The organism is Brevibacillus sp. LEMMJ03, from assembly GCF_007197875.1.
In the GTDB taxonomy this organism is placed as follows: Bacteria; Bacillota; Bacilli; order Brevibacillales; family Brevibacillaceae; genus Brevibacillus; species Brevibacillus thermoruber.
In genome coordinates, this window is sequence record NZ_VKJN01000002.1 from 58,023 (window position 1) to 75,255 (window position 17,233).

Annotated in this window: 14 protein-coding genes; 6 read left to right on the forward strand and 8 right to left on the reverse strand. The window is 62.2% G+C overall.

Annotated features, from left to right (window positions below; genetic code table 11):
• Positions 1 to 32: 32 nt before the first annotated feature.
• Entirely contained in the window at positions 33 to 1,406 is a 1,374-nt protein-coding gene (locus FOI68_RS02895; RefSeq protein ID WP_143862270.1) for a phenylacetate--CoA ligase family protein, read from the forward strand.
• Here the strand turns inward: FOI68_RS02895 and murJ are convergent.
• Positions 1,384 to 2,907 carry a murein biosynthesis integral membrane protein MurJ gene (gene murJ, locus FOI68_RS02900; protein ID WP_143862271.1) on the reverse strand — a complete coding sequence of 508 codons (1,524 nt, stop codon included), beginning with the start codon at positions 2,905 to 2,907 and terminating at the stop codon, positions 1,384 to 1,386. The genes FOI68_RS02895 and murJ overlap by 23 nt on opposite strands.
• A 172-nt stretch (positions 2,908 to 3,079) precedes the next feature.
• Between murJ and FOI68_RS02905 the strand changes: the two genes are divergently transcribed.
• From FOI68_RS02905 to FOI68_RS02915, 3 genes are read left to right on the forward strand one after another with little or no spacing between them, the layout of a single operon-like run.
• Positions 3,080 to 4,342, forward strand: a complete 1,263-nt coding sequence (locus FOI68_RS02905) for an O-antigen ligase family protein (RefSeq protein WP_029097613.1) — start codon at positions 3,080 to 3,082, stop codon at positions 4,340 to 4,342.
• A gap of 4 nt (positions 4,343 to 4,346) precedes the next feature.
• On the forward strand, positions 4,347 to 5,978 hold the full coding sequence (locus FOI68_RS02910) for a hypothetical protein (RefSeq protein ID WP_029097614.1): 1,632 nt from the start codon (positions 4,347 to 4,349) through the stop codon (positions 5,976 to 5,978).
• Entirely contained in the window at positions 5,971 to 6,786 is an 816-nt protein-coding gene (locus tag FOI68_RS02915) for a hypothetical protein (protein WP_044898403.1), read from the forward strand. Before FOI68_RS02910 ends, FOI68_RS02915 begins: the two co-directional genes overlap by 8 nt.
• Positions 6,787 to 6,883: 97 nt before the next feature.
• On the opposite strand, the gene FOI68_RS02920 is transcribed toward FOI68_RS02915, so the two are convergent.
• The 4 genes from FOI68_RS02920 to FOI68_RS02935 form a co-directional block, all read right to left on the reverse strand.
• Positions 6,884 to 8,026, reverse strand: a complete 1,143-nt coding sequence (locus FOI68_RS02920; RefSeq protein WP_143862272.1) for an MFS transporter — start codon at positions 8,024 to 8,026, stop codon at positions 6,884 to 6,886.
• Between the two features lie 10 nt (positions 8,027 to 8,036).
• A complete protein-coding gene (locus FOI68_RS02925) occupies positions 8,037 to 8,534 on the reverse strand; it encodes an ankyrin repeat domain-containing protein (protein ID WP_143862273.1) in 498 nt (165 codons plus the stop codon).
• A 22-nt stretch (positions 8,535 to 8,556) separates the two neighbouring features.
• Positions 8,557 to 9,429 (reverse strand): ankyrin repeat domain-containing protein, encoded by an 873-nt coding sequence (locus FOI68_RS02930; protein WP_143862274.1) that lies wholly within the window; start codon positions 9,427 to 9,429, stop codon positions 8,557 to 8,559.
• Between the two features lie 163 nt (positions 9,430 to 9,592).
• On the reverse strand, positions 9,593 to 10,939 hold the full coding sequence (locus FOI68_RS02935; protein ID WP_143862275.1) for a glycosyltransferase family 4 protein: 1,347 nt from the start codon (positions 10,937 to 10,939) through the stop codon (positions 9,593 to 9,595).
• Positions 10,940 to 11,559: 620 nt separating this feature from the next.
• On the opposite strand from FOI68_RS02935, the gene FOI68_RS02940 reads away from it, so the two are divergent.
• Positions 11,560 to 12,693: a glycosyltransferase gene (locus tag FOI68_RS02940; RefSeq protein ID WP_143862276.1), complete on the forward strand. Its 1,134-nt coding sequence runs from the start codon at positions 11,560 to 11,562 to the stop codon at positions 12,691 to 12,693.
• Positions 12,694 to 12,875: 182 nt separating this feature from the next.
• Complete coding sequence (locus tag FOI68_RS02945; protein ID WP_143862277.1) at positions 12,876 to 13,703, forward strand: M55 family metallopeptidase; 828 nt, start codon at positions 12,876 to 12,878, stop codon at positions 13,701 to 13,703.
• A 44-nt stretch (positions 13,704 to 13,747) separates the two neighbouring features.
• On the opposite strand, the gene FOI68_RS02950 is transcribed toward FOI68_RS02945, so the two are convergent.
• From FOI68_RS02950 to FOI68_RS02960, 3 genes are read right to left on the reverse strand one after another with little or no spacing between them, the layout of a single operon-like run.
• Positions 13,748 to 14,836, reverse strand: coding sequence for an AbrB family transcriptional regulator (locus FOI68_RS02950; protein WP_143862278.1), 1,089 nt, complete (start codon positions 14,834 to 14,836; stop codon positions 13,748 to 13,750).
• Positions 14,833 to 15,543 carry a DUF977 family protein gene (locus tag FOI68_RS02955; protein ID WP_143862279.1) on the reverse strand — a complete coding sequence of 237 codons (711 nt, stop codon included), beginning with the start codon at positions 15,541 to 15,543 and terminating at the stop codon, positions 14,833 to 14,835. The genes FOI68_RS02950 and FOI68_RS02955 overlap by 4 nt, the downstream gene beginning before the upstream one ends.
• 20 nt (positions 15,544 to 15,563) lie before the next feature.
• Positions 15,564 to 17,174: an ATP-binding protein gene (locus tag FOI68_RS02960; protein ID WP_143862280.1), complete on the reverse strand. Its 1,611-nt coding sequence runs from the start codon at positions 17,172 to 17,174 to the stop codon at positions 15,564 to 15,566.
• Between the last annotated feature and the right edge of the window lie 59 nt (positions 17,175 to 17,233).

Below are 17,233 nucleotides of genomic sequence, written 5' to 3' on the forward strand. Positions count from 1 at the left end.
TGGAATCCGCCGCCGCGAAAGGAGCGACCCCCATGCCGCTGACAGGCACAATCATCCGCCGCGTGCACTGGCCGTTGATGGAACGGCTGAAACAGAACCGCACACGGCAGTATCTGCACGAACTGCGAGAGGCGCAGCAGTTGTCGCCGCAGGCGCTCAGGGAACGGCAGGCCGACAAGCTGAGACGCCTGCTGGACCACGCTGTCCGCCGCGTCCCCGCCTACACTGAATACGCATCCGACTGGGAGGCGGCAAACGACGACCCGTTCCGCTTCCTGGAGCGCCTTCCCGCGCTCAGCAAAGCCCGTTTCCGCGCGTCGTCGGACCAGTACCTGACCGACGGCGCGGACCCCTCCCGGCTGATCGCCAACCGGACCGGCGGCTCCACGGGAGAACCGACCCGTTTCTACCTGAACCGGCCGGCCGTGGAACGCTACGAAGCGGCCCGCTGGCTGGGGCTCTCCTGGCACGGCATTCGCATCGGCGACCCGTCTGTCATGATCTGGGGCTCGCCGCTGGAGCTCAACCAGCAGCAGGCCCGCCGGTTTCGCTTGAAAGAGCGCTGGTTGAAAAACCGGCTGATGATTCCCGCCTACGACCTGGACGAGCGGCGGCTGGAAGAACACCTGCGGCTGATCCGCCGGTTCCGTCCCGTCTACCTGTACGGGTACGCGTCCGCCCTCCACCTGCTGGCCGAGATGATGCTGGCCCGCGGCGTCAGTCCGGGCGTGAAGCTGAAAGCGGTGGTATCCACGGCGGAGACGCTCCACGACTACCAGCGGCAAGCGATCGCCAAAGCGTTCCGGGCGCCCGTCGTCAACGAATACGGCGCCCGCGACGGCGGCATCATCGCCTACCAGTGTCCGGCCGGACGCATGCACGCCTTCAGCGAAAACTGCGTGCTGGAAGTGGTCGATCCCGCCAGCGGCCGCCCCCTTCCCCCCGGGGAAAGGGGTGCGCTTCTGGTCACCGACCTGCACAACACGGTCATGCCCCGGCTGCGCTACCAGTTGGGCGACGTCATCGCCCTCTCGTCGGACGGCTGCACCTGCGGCATCGGCTATCCGCTGCTCGCCGCCATCGACGGTCGGGAAGACGACATGTTTGTCACGCCTCACGGGACGTACGTGCACGGCCACTACTTCAACCACATCATGCGCAATCTGGACAGCTTCCGCACCTTTCAAATCGTCCAGCACAGGCCGGACATGTTCACGCTCAAACTGGTAAAAGAGCCGGATCGGTACGATCCGGCCGACGAAGCCCGGCTGTTGGGGGCCATTCGGGACAAACTGGGGGAAGTCAGCATCGAGGTATGCCATGTCGATCGGATTCCGCCGACGGCTTCCGGCAAGACCCGCTACGCCATTCGCGAATGTCCGCTTACCGGTTTTGTGCGGGAGTAGACCGTCTGCGCAGCTTTTGCACAAGCTCGACGACCAGCGGCTCGCGCAGCGCGGACAGCGCCGCAAAGTAAAGCAGCGCGCCTCCCGTCACGCCAAGCGGCAGGTAGAACCACAACGGCAGTGCGGACAGCCAGGCATCGGCCAGCAGGATCCCGCCGCTCATGACGCTGCAGGCGGCCAGCGTCCGCAGCGCGGTCCACACGAAGCTCCGGCCGACGGGCGCTCCCACTTTGCGCCAGAGCAAGCCAAACAGCAGCACCGCCTGGAAAAGGGCGGAAACCGCCGTCCCCAGAGCGATCCCCCCGTGTCCCAGCCAGGGGATCAGGACCCAGTTGGCGCCAGCGTACACGGCGATCCCGATCACCCCGATCACGACCGGCGTTCGTGTGTTGTCCAGCGCGTAAAACGCCCGGGTGATCAGATCGCGGGCGGCCATCCCGTACAGCCCCAGGCCGTAAAAGGGCAGCGCCCAGGCGGTCAGCGCGACGGACAGCTCGCCGAACTCGCCGCGCTGGAACGCCAGCCGCACGATCGGATCGGCGTAGAGAATCAGACCCGCCGTCACCGGCAATAGCAGGATCAGCAGATACGCCAGCCCTTTTTGCAGAATCTGCTTCATCTGGTCCATCTCGCCCCGCTTCACGTGGCTGGCCAGCAGCGGAAACAGCGGCAGGGTAAACGCCCCGACGAATATTGCCATCGGCATCTGCACGATCTGGTTGGCGTTGGCCAGCGCGGATACGTTGCCTGGTCCCAAACCGTTGGCAAAGCCCCGCTCCAAAAACGTGGTCGCCTGGGACACCACAGCACCGATCAGGATGGGCACCACCCGCTCCCCCATGCTGCGCAGCGCTTCATCCTCTTTCCATGCAAACGACAAGTGCTGGCGGTAGCCAAATCGGCGCAGCGTCGGCAGCATCGTCAGCATCGCCGCCAGGTAGCCGAGGGTGGTCGCCATGGCCAGTCCGTCGGGCCCGTAGAGCGGCACCAGCAGGTACATGCTGGCGATCACCAGAGCGCCGTTGGTCACCGTTCCCAGCGTCGGGGTAAAGAAGTGCTGGTGGGCGTTGCAGACGCTGGACCACAGGCCGGCGAGTCCGATGAACACGGCGGACGGCCACATCCACCGAAGCATGTCGGCCGTCATCTCCAGCGTGTTTTCCTGCGCTCCCATCAACCAGGCGATCTCCCGGGCAAAGACGACGCCCAGCACCGCCATCGCCAGAAACGCAGCGAACACGATGGTCAGCATCTTGTTGTACAGCGCTCCGGTCCGCTCCTCTTTTTCCATTAGCCCGCGCATGGCGGGAATCAACACGGCGTTGATCGCTCCCGGCACGACCAGAAACAGCGTTTGTGGAATCGTCACCGCGGTGTAAAAGGCGTCCGCCGCTTCGCTCGTGCCGTACAGGCTGTTAACATAGATGTTGCGGAAAAAGCCGAGAAGCCTCCCGATCAGCGTCAGTACGACGATCATCGAGGCAGTTTTGATTATGCTCATCGTTCGAATCTCCCATCTTTGCAAGACGCGCCCATCCTCTTAAAAAGCACACCTGTTATCATAGCGTATTTCTCGTTTTCCTACCAACCACTTTCCCCTCCGCCTTGCGACAGCATTCGCCCATTCATTATAATAGTGGGGTTAATCCCTGTGTAGGAGGATAAATAACGAGATGAGAGAGATCGTATGGAAGTGGGGAAGGCAGTCAGGCACCTGGCTCTATATCCTGCTGGCCTATCCCGTTATCGATTACGTCTTGCGAAAGATTTTGCCGATTCCAGTCGTTTCGTCGCTGTGGGATGACGGCCTGCTGCTCGTCCTCCTGCTGTTTACCTTTCTCGCCTATTGGAAAGGTACGCGGGACATGCCCGCCATCAAGCATACGTTTGCGGCGTTCATCGTCTACGGACTGGCCCTGACGGTGGCCGACATGGCCAACTGGGACGCCAGCGTGGAGGGCTTCCGCGCCGTCTACCAGTACATGATCGCCTTTTTCATCGGCTTTTACCTGCTGCGCGACACGGAGCAACTGGTCACGTTCCTGAAAGTGCTCGCGGCGGTCGGCTTTCTCGCCGCTGTCGTCGGTGTCATGCAGGTGGTGCTGGGCGTACAGACGCCGCAGTCGTGGGTGCAGGAAGGGGAAGCCGTCACGACTCGGGCGTTTTCGTTTGTCACCAGCCCCAACGTGCTGGGCAGCTACATGGCCCTGATCGCTCCCGTCGCGGTCGGGTTGGCCGTCACGACAGCGAACCGGAGAGAGCGCATCATCTGGTGGATCGTCGCGCTGACGACGCTGCTCGCCCTGCTGCTGACCAGTTCGCGCGGGGCCTGGATCGCGCTGGCTGTGGCGCTGTTTGTCTGCTGCTATCTGTGGAACAAGCGGCTGGCCGGCTATCTCGTGCTCGCCGGCATCGTCGGCCTGATCGGCCTGTACTTCGTGCCGGAGTCGACTCCCCTGATCGGGAAGATTTCCAACCGCATCTTCACCCTGTTTACCCCCGAGTACCTCGAATCCAGCATGCAGGCCGGACGTCTGGACCGCTGGGGAGAGGCGTACGACAAGATGCGGCTGGAACCGCTGTTCGGGGTGGGGCTCGGCCATCACGGCGGCGCTGTCGGTTCCCGCCACTTCGGCACGATCTACACCGACAGCTACCTGTTTAAAAGCATCGCGGAGCTGGGCATCATCGGCGTCATCATGCTCATTGCGCTGATTGCCACGACGTTCCGCTACGCGGTCCGGCTCATCCGGGCACAGGCCGGAAAGCCGCCGTTCTTCCTGCTGCTGGGGCTGTTTGGCGGCCTGTTTGCCGTCGCCATGCACAACCTGGTGGAAAACATTTTCGAGGTGCCGTTCATGTCCCTCTACTTCTGGCTGTTTGGCGGCTTCCTGTGTGCACTGTACGCCGACCAAGCGAAAGAGAAAAGGTGGTGAGTCCATGCGCCGCAATGGTGTATTGTCTGCCGTGAACTGGGCGCTGTACGCGATCGCCCTGTTCCTCATCTATCACATCCTGGTCAAACCGGCGTTCCTGGACCTCTCCTGGATCGCCCTGATCGTCTTTTTGCCGCTGCTCGGATTCTGCTATGTCCTGGTGCATCCGGACGAGCGGCGGCAGGTGGTCGTCTTTACGCTCGGCTTTTTGCTGTTGGACCGTGCCCTCGCTCACGTGGACGTCAAATCGCTCGTCGCCGTGGTGATCGGCGGAGCGGTGGCGATCGGAGTCGTGGCCCTGATTGCCAAATGGTACGGCCGCCTGAGCTGGTCGGCCGTCGGCGCGCTGGTGCTGGTCGCCGTGCTGGCCAACGTCAGCTTCCACCGGGACAACCTGGCCGCGCTCAGCCACTTCACGCTGAAGTATGAATCGGAACGCCTCTACAACGGAGCCTGGGTGGACTACTTCCCCGTCACCCTCTACGACGTGGACGGGGACGGCAAGCAGGAGATCATCACGTACGGCAACGCCGAGGAGATGCCCCTGCCGGAAGAGAAGCCGAAGAAGCCGGAGACGGAAGCAGAGCGGAAGGCGCTGGCCGACAAGCTCCTGCACCTGCAGGCCGAGCCCGTCTCCCTGTACGTGCTCACCTGGAAGGACGGAAAGCTGGTGCGCATGCCCAACGACCAGATCGCGCCGGAGACGATGGCAAAAATCAAGGAACAAATGCCGTCGGACTACCCGGGCTTCCCGTACTACACGATGAAGGACGGCCAACTGGTGCCGAACGTGCAGCGCCAATCCTACGCGGAAGCGATGCTGCAGGTGGGAACCGCGCCGTACCGCGCCCTGCTTTTGGACATGCAGAACATCGGGGACAAGCTGGCGGAAAACGGCGGCAGCATGGACACCCGCAGCGCGATGGGCGAGAAGTACCGCGACGTCTCCATCAAAGAGGGGCTTCTGAGCGGAACGTATGAAGGAAAGCCGTTCGCCGCCACCACCAAGGCGACCAAGCTGGTCGGCACGATGAAGCTGCCGGACGGTCGGGAGGGGCTCATCACCATGGGCGAACACTTCAGCGTCATGGCCGTGGAACCGGACGGCACCGCCGTAGAGGCGTACTCCCTGACGCGCAAGGAGATGCCGCTGGCGACCGCGGAATTCATCCCGGCCGACCTGGACAAGGACGGGGCCGACGAACTGCTGGTGGCCAACAGTCCGTCCTACATTCTGAAGGCGAAGCCGAACGGCACCTGGGAGATCCTCTGGGCGAGCGAGGAAGGCGACCGCAGCTTCCGCTTCACCAACTACGCCCCGGTCGGATCGAGCGGAGAGCCGGAGATCGTCGCCATGGCGAAGAGCTGGGTGAGCACCACCGACACCCGCTACCTGGCCGGGTACCGCTACACGCCGGAAGGACTGGAGCAGACCTGGCGCATCTACCTGCCGCTCTTGAATGTGCAGGTGGGCGACATCGACGGCGACAAGGAAAACGAAATCGTCGCCACCATCTACGACAAGCACCGCCTCATCGTGTTCAAGCAACACAACGTGCCCGTCGTGCCGCTCGTCATCCTCGTGTTTGTCGGATTGATCGGCTACGGGATCGCAAGGAGGGTTCGCCATGCGTAAACGAACCGTGGGACTGCTCGCCCTGTCCGCTCTCGCTTCCGCCCTGCTTTTGACCGGCTGCACCTATGAGTCGGGGCCCAAGTCTTTCGCCACCACCAATTACGGCACGCCGTCGGAAAAGACGGCCCCGCAGCAGACGGAGTCGGCGAGCGAGTGGCTGAAGACGGCGCTGGAAAAAGCGAAAACGGACAAGGATGCACAGAAGTTCTGGTACAAGGGCTATGTCAAAAATTCCATCATGAGCCGCACCACGACCAGCATGTTTAACGGCGCCGTCGTGCAGCCGAACGGGTACAATGTGGATGCGCGGATCGCCCGCCAGGACTATCAGTATTACCGAATCGGAGACAAGCGGTACATCCGGGTCGGCGATGCCTGGATGACCGCTCGGGAAACCCCGCTGCCGTTTGACGTGCTGGCCGGTTTTGACGACTGGCTGCCGTTTATGGATCAGGCGGTGCAGTTAAACGAAGAGAAGGTGTACGGCACGGTCTGCGTCCCGTTCGAAGTGAAAATGACCGGCGCAGACTGGCTGGCGGCCAACAAGAGCCCGCTGTTTGAGCCGCTGCGCAAGCAGTTGGCCGACCGCCCGGACATGGCGGCCGTTTTGCGGGATTCCACGATCAAGACCACCTTCTGGTTCGGCAAGGACGACCGTCTGATCCATCAATACGAGACCTGGATCATCCTGCCGATGCCGGAGGGGGGCACGATGGACCAGCAGGTGTTCTTCCAGTTTTACAAGTACAACGACCCGGGAATCGAGATCAAGGACCCGGAGGAAGTGGAAAAGTATCTGCTGTATTGAACAATCGCAAAGCAGCCGCCGGCGTTTCCGGCGAACAAAAAAGAGGCGAAACCCATCGCCTCTTTTTTTATGCCTCATTGGATTCCGTGCCGTCCCGTCACGTTGACGCGGTTCCCCGCGGCCACAGCGTCAGACTGTACAAGCAGCCGGCCAGAGAGACCACCGCCATCCCCAGGTAGAGCGCGGAGCCTCCCAGGTGCTGAAACAGCCATCCCCCGGCTATCGACCCGACAATCCCCGAGACGCCGAAGAAGAGAACGGCCAGCACGGTCTGCCCCGTCGCCTTCCACTCCTCGGGAATGATCCGGTACAGATACTGAATCGTGGCCGTATAGAACACGGCAAAGGTGATCCCCTGCATCACCTGCAGATACACCACCCAGACCGGATCAGCCGCCACCGCGCACAGCGCGTAGCGGACGGCGTACAGACCGGCCGCCAGGGTAATCCACTTGATTTCGCTGCCGGTTCGCAGCAGCCAGGCGCTGAGCGCGAAAAACGCCACCTCGCTGATGGCGGCGACGAACCAGGCCTGGCCGACCATTCCCGAGGTTCCGCCCAGACTTTGCACGAAGACGCCCAAAAAGCTGTCATTGGTGCGGTGCGGAATCGCCGCCACCAGGACGAGCAGGAAAAAGCGCAGCGTCGCCGGGTACGCAAAAAACCGGCGCAAGTCGGCAAAGGAAAGCCGCTTGCCGCTCGCCGGGGCGTCGGGCACGGCCAGACAGAAGGCGAACGCGAGCAGGCCGTACACCCCATACACCCAGGAGAGCCGCTCCATACCCAGCCGGTCCACGGCAAACCCGACGATCAGCGATGCGGACGCGTACCCGATCGCGCCGAACGTCCGGATCGCCCCGAACGAGAGTCCGTGCTGCTCGGCGACGCGGTAGTTGAGGCTCTCCGTCAGCGGATCGGTCGGCAGCATGAACAGGTACATCGCCCCCACCAGGAGAAAGAACGCCGCCGGATGGACCGACTGAAACAGGGCGAAACCGACTGCTACGGAAATACCGAGCGTGAGCAGGACGATCTTCTTGATCGTCTTGTACCGGTCGCTCACCATGCCCCACAAGGGTTGGGACAGGATGCCGACAAACGAGCCCATTCCGATCAGGACCCCGATCTGTGCCGGCGACACGCCGCGAAACGTCAGGTACACGGGTAAAAACGAGATAAAGACGGCAAGCAGCGAAAAGTAGAAAAAGTTGTACGCCCGCAGAAACTGAACCGCTAGCATCGTTCGTCCCTCACCCGTTTCCGTCCGCTTGTCCGGGGAGGAGCGCGATGACCGCATCGTGCCCGTTTTCCCGCGCCAGATCAAGCGGCGTCAGGCCGTCGTCTTTTTGCGCCGCACGATCGGCTCCCCGCTCCAGCAGCAGGGTGACCATCCCCGCATCGCCCAGCATGGCCGCTTCGTGCAGGGCCGTCCAGCCGCCGCTCTGGACGGCGTTTACATCGGCCCCCCGCTCCAGCAGCAGTCTCGCCGCAGCCACCTGCCGATTGGCGACGGCCGCGTGCAGCGGCGTGTTTTCCATCCGGTTGCGGGAGCGCACCTCCGGATCGGCGCCGTGATCCAGCAGGACCAGCGCTGCCTCCAGATGGCCAAAGTAAGCGACCAGGTGGAGCGCTGTCCAGCCGTCCTCGCTGTACGCCCCGGCCAGACTTCCGTCCGCAGCCAGACAGGCCTGCACGCTTTTCGCGTCGCCGTTCATTGCCGCCTGCATGATGTCCTCCCGTTTGCTCATCCACGTTCCCCCCGTTTTTTCGTTATTCCGTTCCGCCGTGCGCCCGCAGCAGCGCAGCCATTTCCGTCTGCCTCTTCTGCAGGGCGAGCCCAAGCGGCGTGACTCCCTGGCGGTTGCGGCTGTTTACGTCCGCTCCGCTCTTCAGCAGCCGCTCCGCCACGTGTGGCAGGCCGTGGGCCGCCGCGTGATGCCAGGGCGTCCAGCCCGCCGAGTCGGACGCCTCGGCATCCGCCCCGCTGTCCAGGAGCATCAGCGCGATCCCGCCGTGTCCGCCGGCCAGCGCCGCGTGCAGCGGCGTGTTTTCCATCCGGTTGCGGGAGACGGCGCGCACGTCCGCCCCGCGGCCAAGCAGCAGCCGGGCCGCGTCCTCCCTGCCGAAAAACGACGCGAGATGCAGCGGCGTCCAGCCGTCGTGGCTGTAGGCGTTCACCTGCCGAGGCGCGTCCGCAAGCAGCTTCTCCAGCGCCTTGACGTCGCCGACCGCCGCCGCTTCAAACAGGTTGAGCCGGACGCCTCTGGCGAGCAGCAGTTCCTTCACTTCCTCCGCGCCGTAGTAAACCGCCAGCAGCAGCGGCGTATCCCCCGGCTGTTCCGCATAATCCGCCGCCAGCCGCCCGTCCTGTTCCAAAAGCAACGAGACCGTCTGCACGTCTTTCTGCTTGACCGCCTCCATGAACGCCTGCTTCATCTTTTGCACGCTGTCCGCTATCTCCTGCGCCTGGCGGAGCCACTCGCCCGACGCCTGCACGCCCGCCTTGATCAGTTGGCTGGCCGCTTCCGACCGGCTTTGAAACAGCCCGGCCCGGACCAGGAGATCGACCGCCTGCAGCATCTCGTCATCCAGGCGGACGGAGATCACATGGCTCCTTGCCCGTTTGGCAGAGTGTCTGCTCATGCTCCATCCTCCCTTGCCGCGTTGGGACCACAATGTAACTGCAATTACATGATTACATTACAATCCATTTCCTGATATTGTCAATCCAGAAAATGTTTTCGCCGAACAGCGTCTCTTCGCAAGAAAAAACTCCGCACCCACAGGGTGCGGAGTCTGCTTTCGGTCATTGTCCGACCAATTCGTTCATCAATTCCGCCAGTTGGCGGGCCTGCTCGCGCCGTTCGTACGGCTTGACCCGTTCGGCAAAGTCGTCGTCACGTTCCGCCGCGCCGGCCGCTCCCTGCGCCTTCCACTCCCGGTACAGCTTCAGGAACGCCTGCTTGATGGCTTCCTTGTCTTCCGGGTCGGCCACTTGGCCCAGGCGGAACGTCTGGATGATCTGCGTCGCCTCCCCTGGCTTGTTCAGGGCGAGGATCGGCTTGCCGATGCCCATGTACTCGTACAGCTTGCCGGGGATGTACGCTCCGGCGTCCGGCGAAACGTCCCCGATCAGGAGGAGCGCGTCCGCTCCTTTCATCAGGCCGAGCGCCTGCTTGTGCGGCAGGTTGCCGAGCACGCGGACGACGTCGCCCAATCCCAGCGCCTCCACGCAGTCCCGGTTTTCCGAATAACCCGGATAGTCAAACACGCCGGCAAAACTGAGCAGCAGGTCCTCGCGCTCCACGTCTCCCGCGTCGATCAGCTCGCGGATCGCCCGAAGCAGCAGGCGCGGGTTGCGCTTCTGGTACAAAATGCCGGCGTAGACGGCGTGAAACTTGCCGGGCGCGGCATGCTCCGGCGTGAGGCCGACGAAATCCGCCTGGTCAAAGCCGTTGTAGATCAGCTCCAGACGGCGAATGCGGCTGCCGTGTTTTTTACGGAAGTTCTCGGCAAACGTGGCCGTCACCGTGGTAACGGCGTCAGCCTCCGCCATCACGCCCGCTTCCATGCGCTCCTCCAGCCGCTCCCGCCAGGCGATCCCCGACGAGTGCATGTTCTGCGTCCAGGGATCGCGGAAATCGGCCACCCATTTCACCCCGAACTCGCGAGCGAGACGGCGGGCGACGAGGTGATTGGTCACCGGGCCGGAGGTGGAAAAGATCGCGTCGATCTTTTCCCGACCGATGATCTCCCGCCCCAGCTTCAGAGCGTTGGGCAGCCAAAGGATCTGGTCGTCGGGAATCAACAGGTACGGTTTCGCTTTTTTCAACAAACCGACCGCCTGCTGCTTGAGCGACGCTGCCAGCGAACGTCGGGCCGGGGCCGCCTCCGCCGCAGCAGCCGGGACAACAGCCCCGCCCCGTCGCGGCAGCAAGGGCCACTCCTTGGCGCGGTGTATCGTGACGTCCGCCGGCACCTGCGCCAGCAGGGACGGGTCCAATGTGGCGTGGTAGACAGGGTCAACGGTCAGCACGTGCACGTTCCACCCAAACTCTCCCAGGTATTTGGCCATCTTTAACGGCCGCGGTACGCCTCCTCCGCCGATCGGCGGGAATATGTAACAGATGATCAACACACTGCGGGTCTTCATCGGGATACCTTCCTCGTTCCTGTCCATTCTCGTAATGCTCCTTCACCAAGATACCACAAGTCCAGCGTTATTGCGAATCCACCGGTCATCTGCTATAGTGAGAATGGCTTTGTTTTTCGAATCAGGAAGAGATGATGTGTCTCATCGCGACGGCAGTTTGCAAGATTGGTTGAGGGGCCCCGCCCGGCGAAGCAAGGGACCCCGCTCGGCACAGCGTCAGCCATCGCCGAGTGGGTTGAGCGTATGCTATGGCCGGGTGGGTTTTCTTACAGGATCAGAATGGTTGCGCTTCCCGGTCCTGCTTCCTGATCCTGCGCGGAAAACCACCTCTAACGAAGAACCAGCGTCTGCGAAATGGCTTCAATCAGAGGGTTTCCGGACAGGATCAGAATGGATGCGCTTCCCGGTCCTGCTTCCTGATCCTGCGGGAAAAACCACCTTTAACGAAGAACCAGCGTCTGCGAAATGGCTTCAATTAAAGGGTTTCCGGACAGGATCAGAATGAAAGCACTTCCCGGTTCTGCTTTTTGATCCCGGCAGAAAACTACCTCTACCGAAGAACGGGCTGATGTGAAATGACTTCGATAGAGGGTTTGTCATAAAGGTTTGGGTGGATTGTCATGAGCAAATTACGAGTCCTCCACGTCATCGGCGGGGGGGAATTTGGCGGAGCGGAACAGCATATTCTCAACCTGGTCACCTCCCTGCCGCAGGAAGCGGTGGACGTGGCGGTCGTCTGCTTTTACAACTCCCTGTTCGCCGACGAGCTGCGCAAGGCCGGCGTCTCCGTCATCCCGCTGGACAGGTTCGGCCGCTTTGACGTGCGCCTGCTGAAGGCGCTGCGCGAGACGTTTCGCCGCTTTCAACCGGACATTGTACATACCCACGGCGTAAAAGCGAACTTTTTTTCCCGGTTGGCCGTGCAGGGAACCGGCCCCGTACTGGTCACCACCGTGCACAGCCACCTCCGCTACGACTACGTCCATCCGCTGGCGTACGCCGCCGTCACGCTGATGGAACGGTCCACCCGCCGATGGAACCGTCACTTTGTGGCGATCAGCGGCGCGCTTGCGGACATTTTGCGGCAGGAGGGGGTGCCCGACGACCGCATCAGCGTCATCTACAACGGCATGGACCTCGCCCCCTACCGGCAGACGCATCGGCGTTACGAGGACCGGAAGCGGCTGCGGGCGGAGTGGAACATTCCCGAAGAGGCGTTTTTGTTCTCCACGGTCGCCCGGTTCGTCCCGGTGAAAGGGCTGCCGCTCCTGGTCGACGCGTTTGCCCGCCTGGCGCGGGACCACGGCGCAGAGGACGTCCGCCTCGTCATGGTGGGAGACGGTCCCGAGCGCGCGCTGCTGGAAACGAAGGTGCGCGAACACCGCCTGGAGGACAGGGTCCGGTTCGCCGGTTTCCGCCAGGACATCCCCGCCTGCCTGCATGCCTGTGACGCGTTTGTCCACTCCTCCCTCTACGAGGGACTGGGTTACACGCTGATCGAAGCGATGGCCTCGGAAGTGCCGGTCATCGCCAGCAACGTCGGGGGCGTCAAGGAGTTCGTCAAGGACAGGGAAACCGGCCTGACGGTGGAACCGGGCGACGTCGAGCGGCTGACGCGGGCCATGCAGGAGCTGCGCCAATCGCCCGACCTGCGCGAAACACTCGTCCGCAACGCCCTGCGGACGGTGGAAGACACCTTCACCATCGAGCGCATGGCGGAACGCACCCTGGCGCTGTACCGCCGCCTGGTGTAAGCTGCCCGTTTGTCCCGAGATAAAAAGATCAAAGAACACACGGCCTGCCGCCTTCCCGGCAGCCGTGTTTTTTTCTGCCTCCGTGAAGCGGTCCGCCGGCGTACAGGGTGTTGCCTCCGGCCGGACAATCTGCTTTCATAGAAGAGGAATGATTCAGAATCGTACGAGAAAGGATGGGCCCGATGAAACTGTTTCTCTCCGTCGACATGGAAGGCATCTCCGGCATTGTCGACACCAGCTACATCAATCCGAACGCCGGGGGTAACTACCAGCGCGGCCGCCAGTTCATGACGGACGACGCCAACGCCGTCATCGAAGCCGCCCTGGAGTGGGGCGCAACGGAAATCGTGGTGGCGGACAGCCACAATACAATGAACAACATCCTGTGGGAGTCGCTGCATCCCCAGGCGAAACTGGTGGCCGGCTCCCCCCGCGACTTCTCGATGATGCAGGGGTTGGACGAAAGCTTTGACGCCGCCCTCTTCATCGGCTACCACACGCGGCAGGGGGTGCCCGGCGTCCTCAGCCACACGATGTCAGGCTGTGTCCGCAACATGTACATCAACGGCCAGGTGGTGGGGGAATTCGGCTTCAACGCCGTCTACGCCGGTTTGTACGGCGTGCCCGTCTGCCTCGTGTCGGGGGACAACCTGATCGCGGAAGAGGCGAAAGCACTCATCCCCGACATTTGTACCGCCGTGGTCAAACAGGCGGTATCCCGCACAGCCGCCCTTTGTCTGTCCCGCGAGGAGGCGACCGCCGAACTGAAGCGGCAGACCAAGCTGGCGCTGTCCCGGGCCGCACAGATGGCGCCGCTGCGCGTCACGACGCCGCTGGAACTGGCCATCGAGTTCTCCCATGCCGGTCAGGCGGAGATGGCCGCCATCGTTCCCGGCACCCGGTACGAAAGGGAAAGCTGCACGGTACACTACACCGCCGCCGATCAGCACGACCTGTACAAAACGATGCGGGCGATGATCAACCTGGCGGGAACGGTCGAATTTTTCTAAGGCCGCTGCCCCATTTCCCCCAACAGCAAGGCAGGCACGCTTCCTCAGCGCGCCTGCCTGTTTGCCGTTTCACACAATCCGCGCCGTTTTAGAAACCAGCGGACGGAAAACGAGAAGACGGTGACGATGAACATCACGCGAAAGAGCTGAAAGGCGGTCACCAGAAGCGGGTCGGCACCGATCGCCAGGGCAGTCAGGCTCATTTCTGCGGCGCCGCCGGCCGCCGTCGCCAGCATGCCGGTAAGCAGGTCGATGCCCGTGGCATACGACAGCAGGAGGGCCAGCGTGAACGTCAGGGTGGTCAGCAGCAGAGACGCGGCCAGCGCCGCCACCAGCAGCCTGCGGTAGGTGCGAATCTCCTCCCGCCTGAATTCGATGCCGATCCCCGCCCCGATCAGGAGCTGGGCGCCTTTCACGACGAGGCCGGACAGGGCCGGCGTTCCCGTACCGGCAGCGCCGCCTGTCAACGAAAGCGCAAAGGACACAAGGGACGCCGTCAAAAGCGGCCCCAGGAGATACGGCGCAGGGATCTTCAAACGGGCGGCCGCAACCGCTCCCAGTGCCCCGGCGGCCAAAAGCACCGCCGCCTGCATCCAGCCGACCGCCTGACTCGCGGGTTGTACCGGCAGCAGGTTGGGCTTGTGGGACAGCGTCATCACGACGAACGGCGTAACGAACACAACCGTCACGATGCGAATGGAGTGGAACAGGGAAATAATCTGCAGGTTCCCGCCCTGCTCCCTGCCGATCGTGGCCATCTCCGAGAGTCCACCGGGGATGTTGCTGAAAATGGACGTGATCACGTCCACCTGGTACAGCTTGTGGATCGCCCAGGCCTGCATCAGGCCGAACAGGATGGTCACGATCGTGGCTACCAGCATCATCCCGATGTGATCCGCCATGGCCCCCCAAATGTCCCGGGTAATCCGCATGCCCAGCGCGACGCCGACGATCACGAGGCCGATCCGGCGAAACCAGGAAGGCAGCCACAGTCTGTCACACCCCAGCATGACCGAACCGACGATTGCTGCCAGCGGTCCCAGCAGCCAGGGCAGCGGCAGACGAAGCAGGGAGAAAACGGCGCCCCCTGCCGCCGCGATCAGGATGGTGAAAAACGGCCGCCGCGCCATCATCGTTCCGCGGTTCCTTTCGCCTTTTTCACGCTTTTGTAGACCCTCTCCGGCCGTCCCACCGCCCCGTAGGAGAGGTCCGCGACCGCCTCCCCTGTGACAACCAGGTATTCCAGGTAGCGGCGTGCCGTCGAACGGCTCGTCCCCGTTGCCCTTCGCACCTGTTCGGTGGTGACTTCCCCCGCCTCGCTGAGACAGGCAGCCACTTTCTCCAGCGTGATTCTGTCGATTCCCTTGACCACACTGCCATCCCTTCCGCCGTTGGGCCCCGCCGCGCGAATGAGCTCGTCGATTTCTTCCTGATTGATGTGCTCCCGCTCTTTTTGCAAGGCGCGAACCTTCTGCCGGAACTCCCGGTAGTTGGCAAGGGTTTGCTGCAGGCGCTCGAAGATCAGCGGCTTCGTGATGAAATCAAACACGCCGTGGCGGATCGCCTCCACGACCGTATCCACTTCCTTGGAGGCGGTCAGCATGATCACATCCGTCTCCGAACGCCGCTCCTTGATGACCGACAAAAAGTCCAAACCGTTCATGTCGGGAAAGTAAATGTCCAACAGCACCAGATCAGGCTGGAGAATGTCCAGTTGGTCCACGGCCTCCTGCTGGTTTGTGGCGATGCCGATGACCTGATACCCGCTCACCTTTTCCACGAAGCGCCGGTTCACTTCGGCGATCCGCACGTCGTCTTCGATGATCAACACCTGAATCATGGGCTCATCACTCCTCGCTTTCATGGCGTTCCCTTCCCCCTCCTTGCTGCATCGGCTTCTTTTGGAATGACGACGGTAAAAATCGTTCCCCCGTCCGGATTGGGCGTGTGACTGACGTGTCCGTTCAACTGCTCGACAGCCTGTTTGACCAGGGCGAGGCCAAAGCCGTGATTTTTCTGCGCTTTCGTGGAAAACCCCAATTCGAACAAGCGGTCCGCGTGTTCGTCGGGAATGCCCAGCCCCCGGTCTTCCACCTCGAACAGCAGCACTTCCCCGATGTCGGTCAGAAAGACGTTCACTTCCCTGGCGAAAGCCCCCGGCGCCAAAACCGCCTCCAGGGCGTTATCGACAAGGTTACCCATGATGGTAATCAGATGGTGGCGGTCAATCCACGCCGGAATGTCGCGGAAGCTGCTTTCCCGGTCGATTTCCAGCTTCACCTTCAGTTCGCTGGCCCGATTCAGCTTGCCGAGCAGCAGTCCGCCGATGATCGGATCCGGGATCTCCCGCATGATAAACCGGGTGTGATTCACATGGACATCCGTTTCCCGGGTAATAAACTCGATCGCTTCCCGGTACGACTCCAACTGGATCAGGCCGGAAATCAGGTACAGCTTGTTGGAATACTCATGGGTTTGCGCACGGAGCGCTTCCGCGTATTCCTTGACGCGGGACAGCTCTTCGATGACCCGGTACAGCTCCGATTTGTCGCGGAAACTGGCCACGGCGCCGACAATCTGGTTGTGCGCGTCCAGAATGGGCACGCAGTTTACGACCAGCACATGACCGGCCATCCAGGTCTCCTGGTCGACGATCGCCCGGCCCGCCTTCAGGACCTCCAGCAGCCGGAAGCTGTCCAGAATCTCGTCCGCGGGTTTGCCCGTGATTTCCTTCGAGCTGTCCAATCCCAAAAGCTGCAGCGCCGTCTGGTTCGCCATGGTAATCGTCCCGTTTGCGTTGACAGCCACGATCCCTTCCCGGATGGATTCCAGGATGGCCTGCTTCTCCTGGTAGAGCTGACCGATCTGGGACGGCTCCAGGCCGAAAATCGCCTGTTTCACGCTGCGGGCGATCCACAAGGTGCCGATCACGCCCAATGCGAGGGCGATCAACCCGATAGCGACGATCTTATCCCGATAGGAATGGATGGTTTTTTGGACATCTTCCAGCAAAAACCCGACGGACACCACCCCGATGACCTGTCCCGCCTCGTTGAAAATGGGAGCCTTGCCTCGCAGAGCGGGCCCCAGGGAACCGGTCGTCTCCGAGATGATCGCCTGGCCTTCAAAGACGGGCTGATTGTCGCCGCCCTGCATTTTCTTTCCGATCCGCTCCGGGATGGGGTGAGAGTAGCGGATTCCTTCCCGGTTTCCCACTGTCACAAAATCCGCATGGGTTTCCCGGCGAATTTTCTCCGCCAACGGGGCGATCGTCTTGGACGGATCGGGGGTGGAAAAGGCCCTTTTGATCTCCGGCATCGCTGCGACGGTTTCCGCGACATGGAGGGCGCGTGTGCCGATCTCCTTTTTCAGCGCGTTCGCCAGCATGTACTCAAAGGAACATCCCAGGATCGCGATCACGCACAACAGCAGCGTACAGATCACCAGGATCAGTTTGCTTTGAAACCGCACGAAACCACCTCTCCCCTCAGTGTAGCAGATTCCGGCGCGATCTCAGCCGCAAAAACAGT